This is a genomic window from Clostridium saccharoperbutylacetonicum N1-4(HMT) (assembly GCF_000340885.1).
Classification (GTDB): domain Bacteria; phylum Bacillota; class Clostridia; order Clostridiales; family Clostridiaceae; genus Clostridium; species Clostridium saccharoperbutylacetonicum.
Genome location: NC_020291.1, coordinates 1,194,313 through 1,215,379, shown reverse-complemented (window position 1 = coordinate 1,215,379; position 21,067 = coordinate 1,194,313). Strand labels below are relative to the sequence as shown.

Here is a 21,067-nt window from a genome sequence, read left to right as displayed (position 1 = left end):
TTTCCCCATTTTTATATAAAAAAAGCCTACAATCCAGGCTTTTTTGCCCAGACGGTCGGCTTATTAATAGTCATACTTCATGTGGTAAACCCACTTCCGTCAGTCATATGACTAAATATCTTACTATAAGAATAATACTAAAGTATTTATTTTGTCAATAAGAATTATATTACATTTTAGCACTAAATGAGTTTAGAACTATTCCATAGTATATTACAATCCTAATCTCCAATATACCACTTCCATAATTTTGTCAACGTTTTGAGTTATTTTTAACTTAAATTTAACATTCTAAACGTTTAATTGATCTAAATTGATGGTATAATTTTCTTACAAGCGTAATTTACACATACTTAAAAGGAGCGAAAAAACAATGCACAGAAAATTTAAACCACTTTTATTTTCGTTTTTAGCATTAATTTTATTTCTATTTACTTTCTATAATATCCTTTCTTATTTCAATTTTTTTAAAAAAAATCTAACCATTGTTAATAAGACACTATATTCAAACTTACTTCCAGAAGACAATTTCAAAAGTACATATACTCCCAAACTTAAATTTGTGGACAAGCCTATAACTAAAATTGATAGTATAAGCTTTAATATTTTAAAGGAAAACAATATTAGTAATGTTCCTGTTATTCTTAAAGCGCAACGCTATTATATTCCACTTAGTTTTATTTGTACTAAACTAAATTATACATTAAATAAAACCAATGGTTCTTTTTCAATTAATAATACTGATAATACTATTACCTTAACAGAAAATTCCTATGAAAGAAATTCTAAAAAGGGATCTCTTAGGGGTAATGTATTAAATTATAATGGAACTGATTATATTTCAATATCTGATATTGAAGAACTTTTTGACTTAATTGCCGTATTTGATTTTAAAAATAAAAAAATCAACTTATTAAATAATAAAATCAAAACTCCTGAAGAATCTTCAGTGATCTATAGTGACAAAATTGCATTAATTCGATTTGAGGACTTTGGCTGCGGATATTCCAATCTCGAAGATAAAAACCAAGTAAAAGTAAAACTTATGTCTAATTTACTTTACTCAAATGGTATAAAATTCCATATAGCTTGGATACCAAGATTTATAGTACCTGATGCTAATTTTGATAATGACTTATTAACAAATGATAACATTGTAAATGTAGGCTTTGTTAATTTATTAGATTATATGATAAACAAGGGTGGAGAGATTGGTTTGCATGGATATACTCATCAATCTGGTAAAGAATCAAGTGCTGTAGGTGAAGAAATGTCAAAAAACACAAACAGTACAGTTTCTGAAACTAGAGCTGTAATTGAAAAAGGAATTGATACTGCTAGTGCATTAAACATTCCTATATCCTTCTACGAAAGCCCTCATTATAGGGATACTGAAATGCAAAAGAAAATTATTAGCGAGTATTTTCAATTTGTATTTGAACCTTATGATAATTCTAAAAAGAATATTTATAGACCTAATGACTATAATTTATTTGTTCCTACCCCATTAGGTTATGTATCAGATATATTAGCTGATACAGATTCTATAATTGACAAATTGAAGAAAAATGACCCTGATGTCCTTAGCAGCTTTTTCTATCATCCATCTATAGAAATAGATTATATTAAATTTAATACAGATGGAAATAAATTAAATGTGACTTATGATGAGAATTCACCACTTCAAAGAATTACAAAGGCCCTTAAAGAAGATGAATATACAACTATTCATATTGATGACCTTTTAGATAAATAATGTGAGAAAAATTTAAAATAGCCTTATGTGTGCTTTTAAGAACTATGAAAGTTTCTTCATTGCATACATAAAGCTATTTTTATTATTTTTCAATTCTCAATTAATTGCTAAATCATTCAATATAGATATCCAAATTAATAATCACACTTATAAATGGAATATACATGCAGCATTAAGAAATTATAATCGTAACACTACACTAGAAATTTGATACATATTTGTGCAAGCGGCATATGAAATTAAGCCGTGATGGTTATTAGTGGAAGGTTGTTCCATTTTCTGCTTGTCATAAATTTACTTTAGGAACATGCAGAAATGGGGCATCCTTCCACTTAGAACCCATCCAGCGAAAATTTCATTAGTCTGCTGTAATAAATATGTATCTGATTTCGGTAAGTTTTACATAAGTATAATATTCTTGCATTGTATATATATATTTATATTGAATGGATTCAATTTTTATTAGAACCTATATAGGAATAACTTATCTTGTTATTTAGCACCATATTGTTTATAATACTCATCTATTCTCACTTTAATTTCATCAGTAATAAGTATATTTCCGTTAATTTCTTTATTATATAGATATTCTATAACTTCAGCCATAGTAACTATAGCACAAGTCTTAAATCCAAATTTTTCTCTGATTTCAGTTAAAGCTGATTGTTCTCCTTGGCCTCTTTCCATTCTATCTACTGATATTATAAGCCCTTTTACATTCACATTTGCTTGACTTTTTAAGATAGGCATAGTTTCATATATTGAAGTTCCTGCTGTTGTAACATCTTCAACAATCAAAACTCTATCACCATCTTTTAATTTACTTCCTAATAGGATTCCAGTATCACCATGATCCTTAACTTCTTTTCTATTTGAACAGTATTTTACCTCAACATCAAAAGAATTTGAAAGTGCTATTGCAGTCGTCACCCCTAATGGAATTCCTTTATATGCTGGCCCAAATAATACATCGTAGTCATCGCCAAAATTTTCATGTATAGCTTCTGCATAAAATTCTCCAAGCCTTTTTAATTGACTTCCTGTTTGATAATTACCTGTATTAACAAAGAACGGAGTTTTTCTTCCACTCTTAGTAACAAAATCTCCAAAAGTTAAAACACCACATTCAATCATAAATTCAATAAATTCTCTTTTATAAGCTTTCATAAAACTACCTCCTATATTAGTTTACAGTTCACAGTGCATAGTTTACAGTTAAGGAGGAACTTCATAACTGGATTTCTGAAAAGCCGTAGGCTTCTCAGATCTAACTGTAGACTGTAAGTTGTAAACTGTTAACCACCTAAATTATTCCAATTATTTCATTGATATCTTTAATCCCTTGATCTTTTAAGAAACTTTCCATTTCTTCAATGATTTCTTTCCCAGCCATTGGATTCACAAAATTAACTGTTCCTATTTGAATTGCACTTGCACCTGCCATCATAAATTCAATTGCATCTTTTCCACTGCAAATTCCACCAAGACCTATTACTGGTATCTCAACAGCCTTAGCCACTTGATGAACCATTCTAAGTGCTACTGGTTTTACTGCTGGACCTGATAGACCTGCTGTAACATTGTTAAATATTGGTTTCCTATTATATATATCAACTGCCATTGCATTTAATGTATTTATAAGCGAAAGTGAATCTGCTCCTGCTTCTTGACATTTTACAGCCATGTCAACTATATTTTCTGCATTTGGTGATAATTTTACCATTAATGGCTTTTTACTTATAGCCTTAATTTTTTTCACCACATCATAAGCAACATCTGACTTAATACCAAAGGCCATACCACCATGTTTAACATTAGGGCATGAAATATTAAGTTCAATCATATCAACATCTGTATCATTAATCTTAGTTACAGCTGCTTCATAATCTTCAAAGCAACCTCCGCCAATATTTGCTATAACATTAGTACCTAACTTTCTCATATTAGGAAGTTCATATTTTATAAATGCATCTATTCCTGGATTTTGTAACCCTACTGAATTCATCATTCCAGATGGTGTTTCAAATACCCTTATTCCTTCATTTCCTTGTTTCGGATTTATAGTAAGTCCTTTAGATGATATGCCTCCAAGAATTCCAACATCATAAAAATTGTTATATTCAGCTCCGAAGCCAAAAGTTCCTGATGCGGCAATTACAGGATTTTTAAATTCTACATTATTAATAGTAACTTTCATCATATAGATTTTCCCCTTTGCTCTTATAATTCCACATAGTATCCGTCAAAAACTGGCCCATCTTTACAAGTTCTCTTGTGGCCATCCTTTGTTTTGCATGTGCATACTAAACAAGCTCCAACTCCACAGGCCATATGCTTTTCCATAGAAACATATACACTTACATTTTTTTCTTTGCACATATCTACAACTTTTTTCATCATTATTTCTGGTCCGCAGCATAGCACCGTATCATAATTTTCAGGTTTTAAAAGTTCAGTAATAAACCCTTTGTGTCCATGCTTTCCTGTATTTGTAGATATGCTAATTTCATCTACATATTCTTTTAACTCATCTATTAAATAAATTTCATCTCTAAACCCTGCATATAAATCTATTTTTTGATTTTTATCTTTTTTTCTTAATTTTTTTGCAAGTTCTAACATAGGTGCAGTTCCTATTCCTCCTGCAACTAATGCAACTCTATTATAATTTTTTTCTATATCAAATCCGTTTCCAAGTGGTCCTGTAATATTAATGAAATCATCTTTTTTAAGCATTTTATATTCCTTAGTACCTTCTCCAACTACAGCATATAAAAATGTCAATCTATTTTCTGTTTTTTCACAAATACTTATTGGTCTTGGAAGGAAAGTTACCCCATTAATTTTAAGCATATAAAATTGTCCTGCTTTTATTTCTGAATCATCTTCCACTACTAATTTATATATATCCTTTGAAATTTCCTCATTTGAAATTACTTTTGCATTTCTATAAGTTATAGCCATACTAACCTCCTAATTATTAACTGCCTTCTTTATTGCGTCTCTCATTTTTATCGCTTCTTCTCTTGCACATAACGCAAATTCTTTTTCTCTATTTTCCTTCTTGTAAGCAAGCAATATTCCTCTTGACGAATTAACGACTCCACCATTTCCATTATTTAAATATAATGCAACATCCTCTGCAGTTCCTCCTTGTGCACCATATCCTGGTATTAAGAAAAACATATTATTATAATTAGCTCTTATCTTCTGTCCCTCTTCAACATAAGTACAACCAATAACTCCCCCAATTGCTGAATACCCACACTTTCCTTTTATATTTTTACTCATTTCAGTTATCTTATCTGCTACTACCTCATAAACCTTCTTATTTCCTATGGTATCCAAATATTCAATGTCTTCTGCTCCTGGATTTGATGTTCTTACCAAACTGAAAACACCTTTATTTCCTCTTTCTAAATAAGGTAGATATGGTTCGATGCTATCCATTCCCATATAAGGACTTAATGTTATGAAATCAGCTTCAAACTCTCCTTCAAAATGAGCTTTTGCATACATCGTTGCAGTTGCTGCTATATCTCCCCTTTTTATATCAGCTATTATTATTTCATCTTTTTCTCGTAAATAAGCTAAGGTTTTCTTATATGCAATTAATCCTTCTAAGCCTAAAGCTTCGTAATATGCAATTTGAACCTTAAAGCATGCTGCCACATCAAAAGTTGCATCTATAATTTGTTTATTAAATTCAAAAATAGCTTCACTTGGAGTTCTTCCTTCTTTTATATGTTCTGGCAAATAGTCTAAGGCAGTATCTAAGCCTACACAAACTACTCCTCTTTTTTCAACTCTATCATATAACTTATCAATTATGTAACTTGTCATTTAAAACACCCTTTCGTTCAGTTATGAGTTAACAGTTATCAGTTATGAGTTTAAAAGAAACTTCCCAGAATAAAATTCTACAAGAATTTTTAACTGTTACTTATTAACTGAATTAAATTTAATTTCTCCACCTTTTATTGTTGTAAGTACTTGCCCATAAAATTCCATCCCAACAAATGGAGTATTTTTGCCTTTTGATTCAAACTCTTCTGGATTAATTTTTATCTTATTTTCAGTATCTATAACAACTAAATCTCCATCTGCGCCAACACTTATTTTTCCTTTATTCATTCCAAGAAGCTTAGCTGAATTATAAGACATAAGTTCGCTTAATTTATTTAAAGAAACATTATTATCCTTAACTAATTTTGTGTAGCAAATTGAAAATGCAGTTTCAAGACCAACCATTCCTGGAGAACCATTTTTCTTTTCTTCAGCTGTATGAGGTGCATGATCTGTTCCTATAGTATCAACCATTCCCAATTTTATTGCCTTTATTATAGCTTCTACATCTTCTTTTTCTCGTATTGGCGGATTAACTCTATAGTCATTTATATCTCTTGTAAGACCTATATGATGTGGTGTTATTTCCATAGTGATATTTGCACCACTCATTTTTCCTTCAATTATGTATTTTACTGCTTCCTCTGTACTAACATGACACATATGTAGTCTAGCCCCACTTAACTTGGCTAGTTCAATATCTCTTAATGTCATCATGTTCTCAGCTATTCTCATATCGACTTTTGAAAACTCTGGACTTTCTGCATGAGACATTATAACCCAGTTATTCTTTTTTGCAATTTTCATAGCTTCAAGCATTGTATTTGAATTAGCTACACCAACTCCATCATCTGAAATTGCCTTTATTTCCTTATCATCTTCAAGATCTTTTAGGTGGTCTAATGTAATTCCATCGAAGTTCTTTGTGATAGATAAGCATTGATGAACCTCTATCAAATTAAGCTCCTTCGATCTATTTCTTACAAATTCTAAAGTCTCTTTAGATGAACATATAGGTCTAGTATTTGCCATTAAACAAACACCAGTATATCCACCTTTTAAAGCTGCTTTGGAACCTGTTTCAATATCTTCTTTCCAAGTAAGACCTGGATCTCTAAAATGAGCGTGAGTATCAATAAAAGCTGGCATTACAATTTTCCCTTCACAGTCAAGTATCTGCACATTATCTTTTGTTATACTCTTACCAACTTCGTTTATTATTCCGTCCTTAATATATATGTCTCCATGAAAATCTTGAGTTACATCTATTATCCTTGCATTCTTAATTAATAGTTCCATATAAACACCCCGGTAATTCAGTTTATAGTTTACAATTTACAGTTGGTTATTCAATTTACAGTTAGTAGGTATAGATTATAGGTCTGAGAGTTTTGTTATTTCGTCACAATATTCACATCTATATCTTCCATTTTCTTTATCTACTAAGACAAATGAATGAGGTACATATTCTTCAGTGCTAGTTATGCAACTTGGATTTTTACATTTAATTATATTTTCTACTTTACTAGGAAGCTGTGGCCTAATTTTATCAACAATTCGTTCATCCTTAACTTCACATATAGTAACTGTTGGAGAAAGTAATGCCAACACAGTATAATCAATATTATCACAATTTTCTATTTTTATTATATCTTTCTTTCCAAGCTTTTTGCTGTCAGCATTAATTATTAGCGCAACACTATAACTACTAGTATCTAAGCCTAAATAATTAAATATTTTGACACCAACTCCTGCTTGTATGTGGTCTATTACTATTCCATTTTTAATACTTGTAATTTCAAGCATTCTACATCACCCCCAAAAGTTTGATCATTAATGCCATTCTTACATACATTCCGTATTCAGCTTGCTTAAAATATGAAGCTCTTTCATCATTATCTACTTCATGGGCAATTTCGTTAACCCTTGGAAGTGGATGCATTACAATCATATCGCTCTTAGCAAGATTCATTTTTTCTTTATCTAATATGTAACTATCTTTCAATCTTAAATATTCTTCTTCATTAAAAAATCTCTCTTTTTGAACTCTTGTCATATATAAAATATCAAGATTTTCTATTACATCTTCTAATTTTTCTACTTCTAGGTATTCAATATTATTTTTTTGCAGTATTTCTTCTCTTATGTATTGCGGTATTGAAAGTTCTTTTGGTGATATCAAAACAAACTTATTATTTTTGTATCGTGACATAGCTTTAATAAGAGAGTGAACAGTTCTACCAAATTTTAAATCTCCGCAAATCCCAATTGCATGATTATTTAATCCATTCTTTAAACTTGTAATTGTAAGTAGGTCTGCTAAAGTTTGAGTTGGATGTTGATGTCCACCATCACCTGCATTAATTATAGGCACATTTGAATAAAGGCTTGCAACTTTTGCTGCTCCTTCTTTTGGATGTCTCATAGCTATAATATCTGAATAAATTGATACCATTTTTATCGTATCTGCTAAAGTTTCTCCTTTAGAAATTGAAGTTGAATTAGGTTCTGAAAACCCAAGAATTTTTCCGCCAAGTCTCATCATTGCAGCCTCAAAGCTCAATCTAGTTCGTGTGCTTGGTTCATAAAATAAAGTGGCTAAAATCTTCCCATCACATATATGAGAAAATTCCTTAGGACATGCTATTATTTGATGTGCAAGTTTGAATAATTCATCTAATTCCTCTATAGTAAAATCCATAGGTTCAATTAAATGTTTAATTTCTGTTATCATTTATCATCACTCCTTCTTAACCTCTCTGTGTTAATTTAAAGGTAGGAAATTATATAAAAAAAGCTTCCTTTAAAAAAAGGAAGGCACAATAATCCTAAACTCATGGCATTATATAACTTCCTTATTGATTTCTCTGAATCAAATTAAAGGTTATTCTTTGTGTAAGAATAACATTTCTTAGAGGCCGTGTCAATAAAAATTATGCTATATATTGAAAAAATAACTCCTAGCATCCTAGGAGTTATTATGTTAATTTTTCTAAAAATTATTCATTATACTATCCCACATCATCTTTCCACACTTTGCAAGAGTTACTGTTCCATATACACTATTAGGAATTCCCATTGAAAGAACTGTAAATGTAAATGATCCTTTATGAGTATGAATTAATGCTGTATCATTTTCAACATTAGCCTTATCACCTGTTTTACTTGAAATTTCGTATTTCAAATCATCTGGAATATAAAGAGCTAACTTATTTTTCATTTGCTGTCTTCGTAATATATCCATAAGCATTATGCTATTTTTCTCATTTAAGAAACTCGAATTAAATAAATGCTTCCATATTTTTGCCAAGTCTAAAGCACTTGTTATGTTTTCTATTCCATTACTAGCTGCCCTTTCATCTGAAGTCCTTCTATTTAATTTAGTATTTTTTAAACCTTGAGCTTCTATATCATCATTTATTCTATCTATTCCAACTATATCAATAAGTTTATTAGCTGCTGTATTATCACTTTGAATTAACATAGCAACTAACAACTCAAATACAGTGTATTCTCTATTATCAAATTCATGCAGAATTCCAGTTCCATAAACCTTATCTGCTTCCTCAATCTTTATTTTATCTAAAAAATCAATTTTACCATCCTCAACATACTTTAATACTGATACTGAAATTGGTAATTTCATGCATCCAGCAGCTGTCATTTGTACATTTTCATTATATCCATAACTAAATCCGCTTTCCAAATCTTCAAAGAAAAATGCATAAGTTCCAATTCTTGATTCTAAATATCTTTTAACTTCTTTCATAAATACCCACCGCTTTCTAAAATACTTCTAATGTCATTAGGTATCCTATAAGCACTAATTGTTAAAACCAGTGCCTATATTTAATAATTTAATCTGCAAAGGATATACCTATTTTCTTTGCCACACTTACTAATTCTCCATTTGGATCAACTTGTTTGTTATTTCCAATGACATTTTCTAAACTATCATAAGTAATTTCTTTACCTTTTAAACATACCATACTTCCGAATTTACCACGGTTAATAAGATCTACAGCTGCAACACCATATCTTGTTGATAATATTCTATCAAATGTACCTGTAGTACCTCCTCTTTGAATATGGCCAAGAACTGTGCATCTAACTTCTCTTTCTTTAACTATCTTCTCTAAATCGTTTGCTAACTTATTGCCAATTCCTCCAAGTCTAATTGGATCTGGACTATCAGCTACTATTTTAGCAACACTTACTTCCCCATCTTTTGGTTTTGCACCTTCTGCAACTACTATTATAGTAAATAACTTTCCATGTTTCTTTCTATCTTCAATTTTTTCTACAATCTTATTTATATCATATGGAATTTCGGGTAATAAAATTACATCAGCTGAACCTGCTATTCCTGATTCTAATGCTATAAATCCTGCATTTCTACCCATAACCTCTAAAATCATTATTCTATGATGTGATTCTGCTGTAGTATGCAATCTATCTAGTGCTTCTGTCGCAATAGCTATTGATGTATTAAATCCAAATGTTATATCTGTTGAACCTAAATCATTATCAATAGTTTTTGGAACTCCAATAACTTTTACTCCTTTTCTGGAAAAATCTCTTGCGGACGTTAAAGTTCCATCTCCTCCAATAACTATTAAAACGTCTACACCTTCCTTACGCAAATTTTCAACAGCCACATCTGATACATCTCTTTTTATAACCTTACCTTCTTCTTCTACTGCATAATCAAATAAGTTATCTTTATTAGAACTATAAAGTATTGTTCCTCCTCTTGATATTAAGCCTGATACAGTTGTCATATCTAGTTGAATAAAATCGTTATTATATAATCCTCTATATCCGAATTTATATCCAATAACTTCATATCCATAATTTAATATTGCTGATTTAGTTACAGCACTTATTACTGCATTTAATCCAGGACAGTCTCCTCCTCCAGTCAATAATGCTATTTTTTTTATTTCTTTGGACATATTCTTAATCCCCCTATACCATAATCTTATTTTGTCTACTACTATCAAAAGTAAATTATCATTATTTTCTGACTATTTAATTAAATAATATCACAAAGTTTAATTTATGAAAAGTATTAATTTACAATATATTCTTTCTCTAAAAAGAATTTGTAAAAATATATAGTATCACCTGATAATTATCAATATTCAATTGTCAATGAGCATTAATAAATGAGCATTGACAATTGTTAATTAACAATAGACTAAACTGATATTACCTTTAGGAATATTAGAATCCCAAATACTATACCAGCACCTATTCTGTATACTGCAAAAACACGCATTGGTCTCTTCTTCAAATAATTTATGAATCTTCTCATAACTATTAATGCAACTATAAATGAAACTATAAATCCAATTGCTAATGCCAAAGCATTTGTAAGATTCATTTGAGAATAATCAAATTTAATTAGGTCTAATCCTGATGAACCTACCATTGCAGGTATAGCTAAGAAAAATGAATATTCAGCAGCAATAGAAGTTGATAATCCTGCAACCCATCCTCCCATTATTGTTGATGCACTTCTTGACATTCCTGGCCACATAGCAAGACATTGAAATAAACCAATTTTCAATGATTGCATTGGAGTTATTTTATCTATATCCCTGATTGCATGTTTGTTTTTTCTAAATTTATTTTCAATAATTATTAAAAGAATACCACCTACAAGAAATGCAATTACAACTGGTTCTGGACCAAATAGTATTTTTTTAATTTTATCATGAAGAATCCCACCAAATATAACAGCTGGAATTGTTCCTACAATAACATTAATTCCAAATCTAAAACCGACTTCTCCTTCTTTTCCTTTTGTAAATATATATTGGAAAAAATCTACTACACTATCCCTTATTTTTTCCCAATACAGTACCACTACTGCAAGTATAGCACCTAATTGAATTACTACTTCAAACATATCAGCAAAATCGCCTCTAAAATTAATAATGCTTCCTGTTAGAATTAAATGTCCTGTTGACGATACTGGTATAAATTCAGTAATTCCTTCCACTATACCCATAATAATAGCTTTAATTATAAATAAAATATCTAATCCCACTCTCTTGCCACTCTCTTTCTATTTTTTAATTGTATTTTTTAACAATTAAGGAGCAACTGTATGTTCCTCCTTAATTTTATTTCATTATTTTTTTATTATACCTATTATTTCCTTTTCCTCATTTTTTAAACTTGGAACATAGCTTTTTAACAAAGTAAAGTTTCCTTTTAGCTCATATTCTCCAAGAGTCGCTGGAATAAGAATACTATCTCCCATATAGATTTTTTCTTCTCCGCCATCATATTTTATTAGACCATTCCCTTCAACACATGTAAATAAGAAAAATCTATCTTTATCACTTGCTTCTTTTGCAAATAAATTAATTTTATATTTTTGTATTGTAAAATATTCACCTAAACAAAGATATGTCTTGTCATATCCATCTTTTTGCACAAAAATTCCTGTTGAATTTTCTCCCTTAAGAGAAAAATCAATAACTTCCAATGCTTTTTCAACATGAATTTCCCTGCCTCTATTGTAATCATAAACTCTATATGTAGTATCACTGCTTTGCTGAATTTCTGCAATTAATACACCTTCACATATTGCATGAACCAATCCACTTTGAACATAAAAGAAATCGCCTTTCTTTACAGGAATTTTATTTAAATATTTATCTAAATTTCCTTCTTCTATAGCTTTTTTAAATGTTTCTTTGTCACAGTCTTTTGTGCCTATTATTAATGAAGCATTTTCTTCTGCATCTACTACATACCATGCCTCTGTTTTCCCAGAATCTTTTTCCACTTTATTTGCATATTCATCATTTGGATGAACCTGAACTGAAAGTTTATCCTCTGCGGTAATCAGTTTAATCAAAAGTGGAAATTTTTTTATATCAATTTTCTTACCTAAAAGTTTTTCACCATAAATTTTTATTATTTCCTCAAAAGTTTTTCCTCTTAATTCGCCGTTTGCTACTATACCTGTACCATTTTTATGACAAGCAATATCCCAACTTTCTCCAATTACACCTTGAGGAATATTATTTCTGAACTTTTCTAAATGCTTTCCTCCCCATATTCTTTCATAATACAAGTTTTCAAATTTAATTGGATACATAATCCTTCCTCCTGTTACCAAAATTATAATATTACATTATGATTTTAGTTTATTATTTTGCTAACTTATTAATAAAATAATTTAAGATCCGGTATTTTTAAAGCTGCTCCATTTCTTTTATTATACGCATCAGATAAATTCTTAACCCTATTATAATTTTCAGTAATAGTTGTTTTATCCTCAGTGCTTGTATTAGCATTTATTCCATCATATGCAGCTTTTAAGTTTGTTACTCCCCTGCTTATATCACCTTCGACCGAGCAATAATAAATTCCTGCATTATTTAGTGTCTTAATGTCATTTTTATCAAGATTATATGCATTTCTTATTTCTTTAATTCCATATTCATTCTTTTCTTTATTAATATATACAGTTCCTAGAGCTCTATGATACTTAGGAATCTTGCTATTTATTGATATACTTTTCTTTAATAATTCAATTGCTTCATCTTCCCTTTGATTACTTATCTTTACTAACGACATATTATAATATATCTCTGCATCATTTGGACTTAGTTTAGAAGCAGTATCATAATATTTAAGTGATTTATTGCTATTTTTTAATGTATTTCCATAATACTCTGCAGTTCTAAGCAATACTTCATAATTAAATGGATCTTTATATAAAGCAGTTCTAAAATATGCTTCTGCTTCTTCACACTTATCTTGTTTAGCTGCAATTTCAGGTATTAAAAATGTATAACTATCCGAATAATCTCTATTTATTTTTATGCTCTTTTCACAATCTGTAAATGCATCATCATAATTTCCTTTATTGTATGCTAGCCAAGCAGCTGCATGTAATCCACTTAAAGATTTTTCATCATTTTTAATAATTTCCTCTAAAACTTCATTTAGCTTTTCTGTATCACCTAAAGTATCATAGACATTTGCCTTTATAAAATTCAAACTTACCTTTCCGACATCTTTATCTTCTAATTCAGTAATTAATTTCTTTGCATTTTCAACTGAATCTTTACTAGTTGAATAAATTTTAGCTGTCCATACTTTATATGCAAGTTCACTAGGTTCTTTCTTTTGTAATTTTGATATTCTATCCAAAGCATCAGTTTTATTATAATCAGTAATTTGTTCTATAACATCAAATACTTTCATTTCATTTTTATCTTTATTCCATGCATCTTTTAACAAAGAAAGACCTTCATCCATATTGTCAATTAATATATTCATCCTAGCCAAATCAGCCAAATCACTTGCTGTTGCCTCATCACTCTTATATTTGCCAATTATAGTCTTAGCTTTCTCTTTATCTCCATTAGCTACATAAGTAGTAAACATAGTTTTTAAAAGTGCTTTATCATTAGGGTAATCTAATGAGAACAATTCACCATATTCTAATGCGCTTTTGTATTCACCATTCATAAGAGATGTAAATGTTATGGAATTTACTAACTCTGTATCCTTCTCTTCAAAGTTTTCTATCTTTACCTTAGTATCTATTATCTTATTTCTAGCTTGATAAGCCTTTCTAAGAGCTTCATTAGATTTTACAAACTCACCTTTAATAGAATAAATTTCAGCAATTTTTACAGTCCATATTGGCCATTGATCCTTTTCCTGCATTTTTGTATATTCATCAATTGCTTCATCAAATTTACCATCATAAAAGTCTATTTCCGCCGCATTTGCTCCTATTGACATAGTCTCAACAGTCTTAGCTGTTTTAAATGATTTAGTTATTGAAACTAGTCCTGCAATTATGCTAAAGCAAATGACAATTGAAATAGTAGGTGTAAAATATTTATTTTTTACTATTTTTCTTAGCTGCTCATTTTTGTCTATATATTCTTTTATTGAATTTATGTACTTATTAGATTTTATTCTATTTTTTATACTATTTATGTGCTTATTTTCTCGTATCTTCATTTTAATTTTGTTGATATGTTCATTTTCTCTAATAAATTTTTTTGCATTATCTATATGTTTATTCTTTCGTATGTTCTTCATTATATTTTTTATTAACTCTACATCCAGCTTTTTCACTTTTGAATCACACCTTGCTTATTTTATTCAGACTCATACTAAATTTCATTTTAACAAACTCTACTATAAAAATCTACCTAGTTACATAAAATTCACTTTTTAATCATAATTATAATTACATTTTCCTAGAATTAATTCTATTAATAGTTAAATAGAAATAGTTTCACCTAATAATAAAAAATCTTCAATAAATACGAAAGTATTTATTGAAGATTTTTCATTATTTATACGTTAAATCTAAAATTAACTACATCTCCATCTTTCATTATGTAGTCTTTTCCTTCAAGTCTAAACTTACCTTTTTCCTTTGCAGCAGCTTCAGAACCACATTCAACTAAATCTTCGTATCCAACAACTTCAGCTCTGATAAAACCTCTTTCAATATCAGAATGAATCTTACCAGCTGCTGCTGGTGCTTTAGTTCCTCTTTTAATTGTCCAAGCTCTAACCTCTTGAACACCTGCTGTTAAGAAACTCATAAGCCCAAGTAATTTGTAACTTGCTTCAATTAATTTATCTAAGCCTGATTCATCTAATCCATATTCTCCTAACATCTCTGCCTTTTCTTCATCCTCAAGACCTGATAATTCTTCTTCAATCTTAGCACTAACAACCATAACTTCAGAATTTTCACTAGCTGCATATTCTTTAACTTTTTTAACATAATCATTATCAAAGTTACCTTCCATAACATCATCTTCTGAAATATTGCAAGCATATAAAACTGGCTTCGAAGTTATTAAAAATAATCCCTTTATGAAGTCTTCTTCTTCATCAGAAACTTCTAAAGTTCTAACTGGCTTACTTGCTTCTAAATGTTCTTTTATTCTCTCCATAACACCATATTCAAATTTAGCAGTCTTATCTCCTGATCTTGCAAGCTTAATCGATTTTTCCATTCTTCTTTCTAAAACTTCTAAATCTGAAAATATTAATTCTAAATTTATAGTTTCAATATCTCTAATAGGATCAACTGATCCTTCAACATGGACAACATTCCCATCATCAAAACATCTTACAACATGAACTATTGCTGCTACTTCTCTTATATGCGATAAGAACTTATTTCCTAACCCTTCACCCTTTGAAGCACCTTTTACTAATCCTGCTATATCATAAAACTCTATTGCTGTATATACTTTCTTTTTAGTATTATACATTTTTTCTAAAACATCTAATCTTTTATCTGGAACACTAACAACACCAACATTTGGTTCTATTGTACAAAATGGATAATTTGCTGATTCAGCCCCAGCTTTTGTTATTGCATTAAACAACGTACTTTTACCTACATTTGGTAAACCTACCATACCTAATTTCATCTATGTACATTCCTTTCTAACTTCTAACTATTTATATACCTTTAAAAATTATACTCTAGAACATTTTTTATTTCAACTTAAGTTTAGGATTTTATATTTTCTAATAACTTTATAGATATCCAAATTAATAATTCAACTTATAAATGTAATATATATGTATTATTGAGAGATTATAATCGTAACACTATACTAGAAATCAGATACATTTTTCTGGAAGCAGGCATGTGAAATACTTTACCTGCAGATCCTTGAATTATAGATATAAATTACCATGTGTATTACTTTATAAATTTCAAATAATATTAATGTTTAAATATCAAAATTCTAATTTCACTGTAATATATAATAACATAATTTTATGTGTTGCAATTATCAATATGCTCGTAGATTATTTTAATATTGAAGGTGGTGAAGTCTAAAATGAATAAATCTATAAAATCTATAATTGCATTTACTTTGACTCTAAATTTTATAGGAATCTCTCCTTATAAAACTGTGAAAGCTATAGATAACGAAGAAGATATTTATGCTAATGAATGTTTCCAGGAAGATGGTGTATTTGGAGATATTTCAGACATTGATAATGTTCTAGATATATTTTCAGCATTTAGCGATGAAGATGAATTAAATTGGTATTATGTAGGCAAAGGTAAAGATCAAATTGCTGAATGCCCAAAAGAATCAGCTGGCTTTTTAAAAGAAACTTCTTCTTATTATTTAGGTGATACTTCAAAAAAAGTTTTATACCTCACTTTTGATGAAGGCTATGAAAATGGAAATACAGGTAAAATTCTCGATATATTAAAAGAATATAAGGTTCCAGCTGCATTTTTTGTTGTAAAACCTTACATAGATACTCAACCAGAATTAGTAAAAAGAATGGTTACTGAAGGACATATAGTTGGAAATCATACTGTTCATCATCCTTCAATTGCTCAAATACATGATAAGGAAAAGTTTAATGGGGAATTTACAGGAGTAGAGAATGCTTTTAAAGAACTTACTGGACAGGATATTCCTAAATTTTTTAGACCCCCAATGGGAAAATACTCTAAAAAGTCGTTAGAAATGACTAAAGGTTTAGGCTATAAAACTATATTTTGGAGTTTTGCTTACAAGGATTGGTTAGTACATAATCAACCTTCAGATTCATATGCTATTGAAAAAATACGTAAAGGCTGTCATCCAGGGTCAATAATGCTTTTGCATGCTGTTTCTGACACTAATACAAGGGTGCTTCCAACAATTCTTAAAACACTTCAAGAAGACGGCTATGAGTTTAAGTCATTGGCTGAATTACCTGAATAAAAGTTTAAAAGAGAGTGTAAAATAGTCTGTGTAAACTTCATGAAGATGATATAATAAATTATCAAATGAAGGGAGCACAGACTATGTCTTTATCTAGAGATGAATTAGTAAAATTAATTTTAAATAACTCTGACATCAAAACTGCTGAAGATATACAAAATACACTTAAAGATTTATTTGGAGGTTTGCTTCAGCAGGCGCTAGAAGCGGAAATGGAACAACACTTAGGATATGCTAAACATGATTATGGAAATAAGAATACATCAAATAGCCGAAATGGTAAGAGTTCAAAAACTATGAAATCCAATCTGGGATTGTTTGATTTAGATGTTCCAAGAGACCGGGAAGGCTCATTTGAGCCAGCTATAGTAAAGAAGCATCAAACAGATGTATCACACTTAGAGAGTGCTGTTATTGGAATGTATGCAAAAGGCATGACTACAAGAGATATAGCAACTCAAATTAATGATATTTATGGAATGGATGCTTCACCAACTCTTATTTCAAATATAACAGATAAGGTTATCCCAATGCTTAAAGAATGGCAAAGTAGACCGTTGGAATCAATTTATCCAATAATCTTTATGGATGCGATTCACTTTAAAGTAAGAAAAGATAATACAATTGTATCAAAGGCAGCTTACGCTGTTATCGGAGTTAATCTTGAAGGTAAAAAAGATGTGCTGGGCATTTGGATTGGATCAGCTGAATCATCAAAATACTGGTTATTAGTCTTAAATGAACTGAAAAATCGTGGTGTAAATGATATTTTAATAGCTTGCGTTGATGGTCTTAATGGTTTCAAAGAAGCTATCCATGCAGTGTTCCCTAATACTGAAATACAAAGATGCATTATTCATCAAATACGAAACTCAAGTAAGTACTTATCGTATAAAGATTTGAAGGCTTTTAATGCCGATTTAAAACTTGTATATAAAGCACCTTCAGAAGACGTAGCGTTAGCCGAATTGGATAAATTAGAAGAAAAGTGGGGAGATAAATATCTAATTGCAATAAAAAGTTGGCGAAATAATTGGGATGAACTTGCAACTTTTTTTAAATATCCTCCTGAAATAAGAAAAATAATATATACAACAAATGCAATGGAAAGCTATAATCGCCAACTTAGAAAAGTTACTAAGAGTAAGTCTATTTTCCCTAATGATGAAGCATTGTTAAAAATACTTTATCTTGCAACTGTTGATATCACAAAAAAATGGACACAAGGAATTAAGAGCTGGGCTCAAATTTTAGCTCAACTATCAATCTTCTTCGAAGGTCGTCTCGACGAAGTCTTGTTTTAAAATTTAGAACAATTAAATCACCTATGTTTTAAATAATTAATGTAATAATATTCAATAATCACAAAATAAAGGTTGGAAGTTATAATTCTACCTCCAACCTTATTAAATAAACATGTTATTTTTTGAAGTTTACACAAAAATCTTGACAGACTCGTTTAAAAGAAAACCATCTGACCTACAACTATTCTCAGATGGTTTCCTCTTGAATTTTATTTTATAAAATTATCAACTTCTTCTTGAACTTTCACAGACGGATTTTTCTTCAAAATCGTATTTTTAATAGTTTTTAAATCCTCAGCTCCATAATTCATTGGATTAATTAAATAATTATCATCTTTGCTACTCTTTTTTCCCTCACTATAGGAAATCGTAAAAAAATCCTTTTTCTTGCTTTTTGCGTCCTTGCCTTTGCTAATTGAAAGAGTATTTATGTTACTATATTTTATTTCTTTAATCAAATCATTATTTTTATAAAATTCAACTTTATTTTCTTTTAAGTATATATCTTGATTATATTCAACCAAAACAGATAGCGCAGTAATTATCCCTACAAACACAAATATCCACAATATAGGACTTTTAATTCCATCAGTTGTCATACCTGTAACTAATCCAACAAAAATTTCTAAAATTGAAACTCCAATCATAAACCCATTTCTCTTTTTTATAACAATAGGAAATTGCGTATTTTCCATTATGAATTCCTCCTATATCTATTACATCGTTTACTTTTATTTCAAAAAGTTAAGACTCTATATGTTAAATATATTCTTATACTAAAACATTATACACTATTCATACCATATTCTTCAAGGTAATGACTTTCTAATCTTTTATAAACAAACATATTATTTTTAAATTAGTTATATAATTACTTTTCTAAAAACAATACATTATTTTTTAATAATAACACATAACTTATAATTCTTCTAGTTAAAATTATTTCCTTCCCTTTATAGATATCCAAATGAATAATCAAACTTATAAATGGAATATGTATACACTCTTGAGAAATTAAAATTACTAAATTACACTAGAAATATGGTACATTTTTTCTGGAGCAGGCATGTGAAATTGAGCTGTTGAAGGGTATTAATGTGGGCTTGTTTCATTTTTAGCTTGTCCAAAAGTGAATGTCCAAAAAGTAAGTGTCCAAATTTTATATTTGGAAACACGAACTTTCTCCCTGGAGCTTTTATATTTGGAAACATGAACTTTCTCCTTGGAGATTTTACATCTGGAACACGCTGAAATGACGACAAGCCCACATTTAGAACCTTCTAGCGAAAATTTCACTAGTCCTGTGGAAGATAAATGTATCATATTTCGGCAATTGTTGCATAAGTCTAATTCTTGGTTTGGATATCTATAACTATGTAATTATGATAAAACAAAAAATAATTACTGATTTAACAGATAATTTTTATAACAATCTTCTTTTAATTTAAGCGTATCAAAATTTCTTTTAAACACAAACTAACAATTAAAGGAGGTGTCTATATGTCTACTAAAGATGGAATACATAAGCCTGGATCATCTAATCCAGAACAAAAAGGATTAAGAAGACAAAAACTTCACTCTTCTCAAAATAACGTTGGAGACTCCAAAAACATACCACAATATGAGAATTTTGATGGCGAGCCAATAAAATAATAATAAAGAGATACTTAGATTAAAACAAATTCTAAGTATCTCTTTATTACTTATTATATATTAATTGGGGTAAATAATATTATTTACTAATCCCATAATATTATTTTTTTCACTAAAAGACTTTTCCATAATTGTATGCAATTCATTATCAATCTTCTCAAAAAATTCTTCATTTCTAAGTCCATTTAAGTTTACTTTAACATTTACAATAGAGCTTTCTATTGCAGAATGAAGCAAGATTGCTGAAATCCCCAAATCTGACAATAGCATCTTATTTCCATACTTAGCCATAACATTTAGATTTTTATAAAATTCTAAACTTTCTCTAGCTAAAACTAATGGAGCTTCCATAGACTTTATGGTATTTTCTTTTATAGATAATGCTCTCTTTTCTTTCTCTTCCTTAGTTTCCTTAGGTAACTTATAAGAATCCATTAACTTTAAAAAATTATCTCTATCTTCTTCCATAAGTTCTAAACTTCTAGTAGTAAATTCTCTACATTCAATTTGAAATTTGTTTATTATTCCTTTTTCATTATCATCCAAAGCTATATATGACTTTTTACCTACAGTTAATGAATAAACCATAGAATTTAACGCTGATGCTAATGCAGCTATAAGTCCAGCTACACTCCCTCCACCAGGCGCTGATAAATCTGAGCCCAATTCTTCCAAAAATTGATTAATACTTTCTTCACAAAATTTCATACTTCGTCTTGCCCCACTTTCATTTTTCAATGCTCAATTAGTGCTTGCCA

The 21,067-nt window shown here is 29.4% G+C and carries 19 protein-coding genes and 1 riboswitch; of the genes, 4 read left to right on the top strand and 15 right to left on the bottom strand.

Translation table 11 applies throughout. The features are described 5' to 3' along the window. Positions 1-38: 38 nt before the first annotated feature. A riboswitch (ZMP/ZTP riboswitch) is annotated at positions 39-117 on the bottom strand. A 256-nt stretch (positions 118-373) separates the two neighbouring features. Then, positions 374-1,756 (top strand): DUF2334 domain-containing protein, encoded by a 1,383-nt coding sequence (locus CSPA_RS05355; RefSeq protein WP_015391194.1) that lies wholly within the window; start codon positions 374-376, stop codon positions 1,754-1,756. Between the two features lie 492 nt (positions 1,757-2,248). On the opposite strand, the gene pyrE is transcribed toward CSPA_RS05355, so the two are convergent. From pyrE to ychF, 13 genes are all read right to left on the bottom strand, one after another. Continuing rightward, entirely contained in the window at positions 2,249-2,923 is a 675-nt protein-coding gene (pyrE, locus tag CSPA_RS05350) for an orotate phosphoribosyltransferase (protein ID WP_015391193.1), read from the bottom strand. Between the two features lie 136 nt (positions 2,924-3,059). Next, positions 3,060-3,956 carry a dihydroorotate dehydrogenase gene (locus CSPA_RS05345; RefSeq protein ID WP_015391192.1) on the bottom strand — a complete coding sequence of 299 codons (897 nt, stop codon included), beginning with the start codon at positions 3,954-3,956 and terminating at the stop codon, positions 3,060-3,062. 20 nt (positions 3,957-3,976) lie between these two features. Further along, positions 3,977-4,720 carry a dihydroorotate dehydrogenase electron transfer subunit gene (locus CSPA_RS05340; protein ID WP_015391191.1) on the bottom strand — a complete coding sequence of 248 codons (744 nt, stop codon included), beginning with the start codon at positions 4,718-4,720 and terminating at the stop codon, positions 3,977-3,979. Between the two features lie 9 nt (positions 4,721-4,729). Then, positions 4,730-5,599: an orotidine-5'-phosphate decarboxylase gene (gene pyrF / locus CSPA_RS05335; RefSeq protein WP_015391190.1), complete on the bottom strand. Its 870-nt coding sequence runs from the start codon at positions 5,597-5,599 to the stop codon at positions 4,730-4,732. Positions 5,600-5,695: 96 nt separating this feature from the next. Then, the gene (locus tag CSPA_RS05330; protein ID WP_015391189.1) at positions 5,696-6,901 is read right to left on the bottom strand and encodes a dihydroorotase; all 1,206 of its coding nucleotides are present in this window, start codon (positions 6,899-6,901) and stop codon (positions 5,696-5,698) included. Between the two features lie 75 nt (positions 6,902-6,976). Beyond that, the gene (locus CSPA_RS05325; RefSeq protein ID WP_015391188.1) at positions 6,977-7,408 is read right to left on the bottom strand and encodes an aspartate carbamoyltransferase regulatory subunit; all 432 of its coding nucleotides are present in this window, start codon (positions 7,406-7,408) and stop codon (positions 6,977-6,979) included. A gap of 1 nt (position 7,409) precedes the next feature. Beyond that, complete coding sequence (gene pyrB, locus CSPA_RS05320; protein ID WP_015391187.1) at positions 7,410-8,336, bottom strand: aspartate carbamoyltransferase; 927 nt, start codon at positions 8,334-8,336, stop codon at positions 7,410-7,412. Between the two features lie 258 nt (positions 8,337-8,594). Further along, positions 8,595-9,371 carry a serine hydrolase gene (locus tag CSPA_RS05315; RefSeq protein ID WP_015391186.1) on the bottom strand — a complete coding sequence of 259 codons (777 nt, stop codon included), beginning with the start codon at positions 9,369-9,371 and terminating at the stop codon, positions 8,595-8,597. Positions 9,372-9,459: 88 nt separating this feature from the next. Next, the gene (locus CSPA_RS05310; protein ID WP_015391185.1) at positions 9,460-10,557 is read right to left on the bottom strand and encodes a 6-phosphofructokinase; all 1,098 of its coding nucleotides are present in this window, start codon (positions 10,555-10,557) and stop codon (positions 9,460-9,462) included. Between the two features lie 245 nt (positions 10,558-10,802). Further along, positions 10,803-11,657 carry an undecaprenyl-diphosphate phosphatase gene (locus CSPA_RS05305; protein ID WP_015391184.1) on the bottom strand — a complete coding sequence of 285 codons (855 nt, stop codon included), beginning with the start codon at positions 11,655-11,657 and terminating at the stop codon, positions 10,803-10,805. Between the two features lie 84 nt (positions 11,658-11,741). Continuing rightward, complete coding sequence (locus CSPA_RS05300) at positions 11,742-12,719, bottom strand: type I phosphomannose isomerase catalytic subunit (RefSeq protein ID WP_015391183.1); 978 nt, start codon at positions 12,717-12,719, stop codon at positions 11,742-11,744. Between the two features lie 68 nt (positions 12,720-12,787). Further along, positions 12,788-14,722, bottom strand: coding sequence for a tetratricopeptide repeat protein (locus CSPA_RS05295; RefSeq protein ID WP_015391182.1), 1,935 nt, complete (start codon positions 14,720-14,722; stop codon positions 12,788-12,790). 224 nt (positions 14,723-14,946) lie between these two features. Then, on the bottom strand, positions 14,947-16,044 hold the full coding sequence (ychF, locus tag CSPA_RS05290; RefSeq protein ID WP_015391181.1) for a redox-regulated ATPase YchF: 1,098 nt from the start codon (positions 16,042-16,044) through the stop codon (positions 14,947-14,949). 420 nt (positions 16,045-16,464) lie between these two features. On the opposite strand from ychF, the gene pdaA reads away from it, so the two are divergent. Then, entirely contained in the window at positions 16,465-17,352 is an 888-nt protein-coding gene (gene pdaA / locus CSPA_RS05285; protein ID WP_015391180.1) for a delta-lactam-biosynthetic de-N-acetylase, read from the top strand. An 83-nt stretch (positions 17,353-17,435) separates the two neighbouring features. Beyond that, positions 17,436-18,656 carry an IS256 family transposase gene (locus CSPA_RS05280; RefSeq protein ID WP_015391179.1) on the top strand — a complete coding sequence of 407 codons (1,221 nt, stop codon included), beginning with the start codon at positions 17,436-17,438 and terminating at the stop codon, positions 18,654-18,656. 209 nt (positions 18,657-18,865) lie between these two features. Here CSPA_RS05280 and CSPA_RS05275 read toward each other — a convergent pair whose 3' ends face one another. Continuing rightward, positions 18,866-19,351, bottom strand: a complete 486-nt coding sequence (locus tag CSPA_RS05275; protein WP_015391178.1) for a hypothetical protein — start codon at positions 19,349-19,351, stop codon at positions 18,866-18,868. 805 nt (positions 19,352-20,156) lie between these two features. Here CSPA_RS05275 and CSPA_RS29980 point away from each other — a divergent pair. Beyond that, positions 20,157-20,309: a clostri-philic family protein gene (locus tag CSPA_RS29980; protein WP_015391177.1), complete on the top strand. Its 153-nt coding sequence runs from the start codon at positions 20,157-20,159 to the stop codon at positions 20,307-20,309. A 60-nt stretch (positions 20,310-20,369) separates the two neighbouring features. Here CSPA_RS29980 and CSPA_RS05265 read toward each other — a convergent pair whose 3' ends face one another. Beyond that, on the bottom strand, positions 20,370-21,017 hold the full coding sequence (locus CSPA_RS05265; protein WP_017810803.1) for a cyclodeaminase/cyclohydrolase family protein: 648 nt from the start codon (positions 21,015-21,017) through the stop codon (positions 20,370-20,372). Positions 21,018-21,067: the final 50 nt, after the last annotated feature.

Excerpts from the sequence above, each read along its gene's own strand:
- pyrB (WP_015391187.1), bottom strand. The coding sequence starts at position 8,336 with ATGATAACAGAAATTAAACATTTAATTGAACCTATGGATTTTACTATA.
- CSPA_RS05280 (WP_015391179.1), top strand. The coding sequence starts at position 17,436 with ATGTCTTTATCTAGAGATGAATTAGTAAAATTAATTTTAAATAACTCT.
- CSPA_RS05325 (WP_015391188.1), bottom strand. The coding sequence starts at position 7,408 with ATGCTTGAAATTACAAGTATTAAAAATGGAATAGTAATAGACCACATA.
- CSPA_RS05330 (WP_015391189.1), bottom strand. The coding sequence starts at position 6,901 with ATGGAACTATTAATTAAGAATGCAAGGATAATAGATGTAACTCAAGAT.
- CSPA_RS05340 (WP_015391191.1), bottom strand. The coding sequence starts at position 4,720 with ATGGCTATAACTTATAGAAATGCAAAAGTAATTTCAAATGAGGAAATT.
- CSPA_RS05345 (WP_015391192.1), bottom strand. The coding sequence starts at position 3,956 with ATGATGAAAGTTACTATTAATAATGTAGAATTTAAAAATCCTGTAATT.
- CSPA_RS29980 (WP_015391177.1), top strand. The coding sequence starts at position 20,157 with ATGTCTACTAAAGATGGAATACATAAGCCTGGATCATCTAATCCAGAA.
- pdaA (WP_015391180.1), top strand. The coding sequence starts at position 16,465 with ATGAATAAATCTATAAAATCTATAATTGCATTTACTTTGACTCTAAAT.
- ychF (WP_015391181.1), bottom strand. The coding sequence starts at position 16,044 with ATGAAATTAGGTATGGTAGGTTTACCAAATGTAGGTAAAAGTACGTTG.
- CSPA_RS05275 (WP_015391178.1), bottom strand. The coding sequence starts at position 19,351 with ATGGAAAATACGCAATTTCCTATTGTTATAAAAAAGAGAAATGGGTTT.
- CSPA_RS05315 (WP_015391186.1), bottom strand. The coding sequence starts at position 9,371 with ATGAAAGAAGTTAAAAGATATTTAGAATCAAGAATTGGAACTTATGCA.
- CSPA_RS05355 (WP_015391194.1), top strand. The coding sequence starts at position 374 with ATGCACAGAAAATTTAAACCACTTTTATTTTCGTTTTTAGCATTAATT.
- CSPA_RS05310 (WP_015391185.1), bottom strand. The coding sequence starts at position 10,557 with ATGTCCAAAGAAATAAAAAAAATAGCATTATTGACTGGAGGAGGAGAC.
- CSPA_RS05265 (WP_017810803.1), bottom strand. The coding sequence starts at position 21,017 with ATGAAATTTTGTGAAGAAAGTATTAATCAATTTTTGGAAGAATTGGGC.
- pyrE (WP_015391193.1), bottom strand. The coding sequence starts at position 2,923 with ATGAAAGCTTATAAAAGAGAATTTATTGAATTTATGATTGAATGTGGT.
- pyrF (WP_015391190.1), bottom strand. The coding sequence starts at position 5,599 with ATGACAAGTTACATAATTGATAAGTTATATGATAGAGTTGAAAAAAGA.
- CSPA_RS05300 (WP_015391183.1), bottom strand. The coding sequence starts at position 12,719 with ATGTATCCAATTAAATTTGAAAACTTGTATTATGAAAGAATATGGGGA.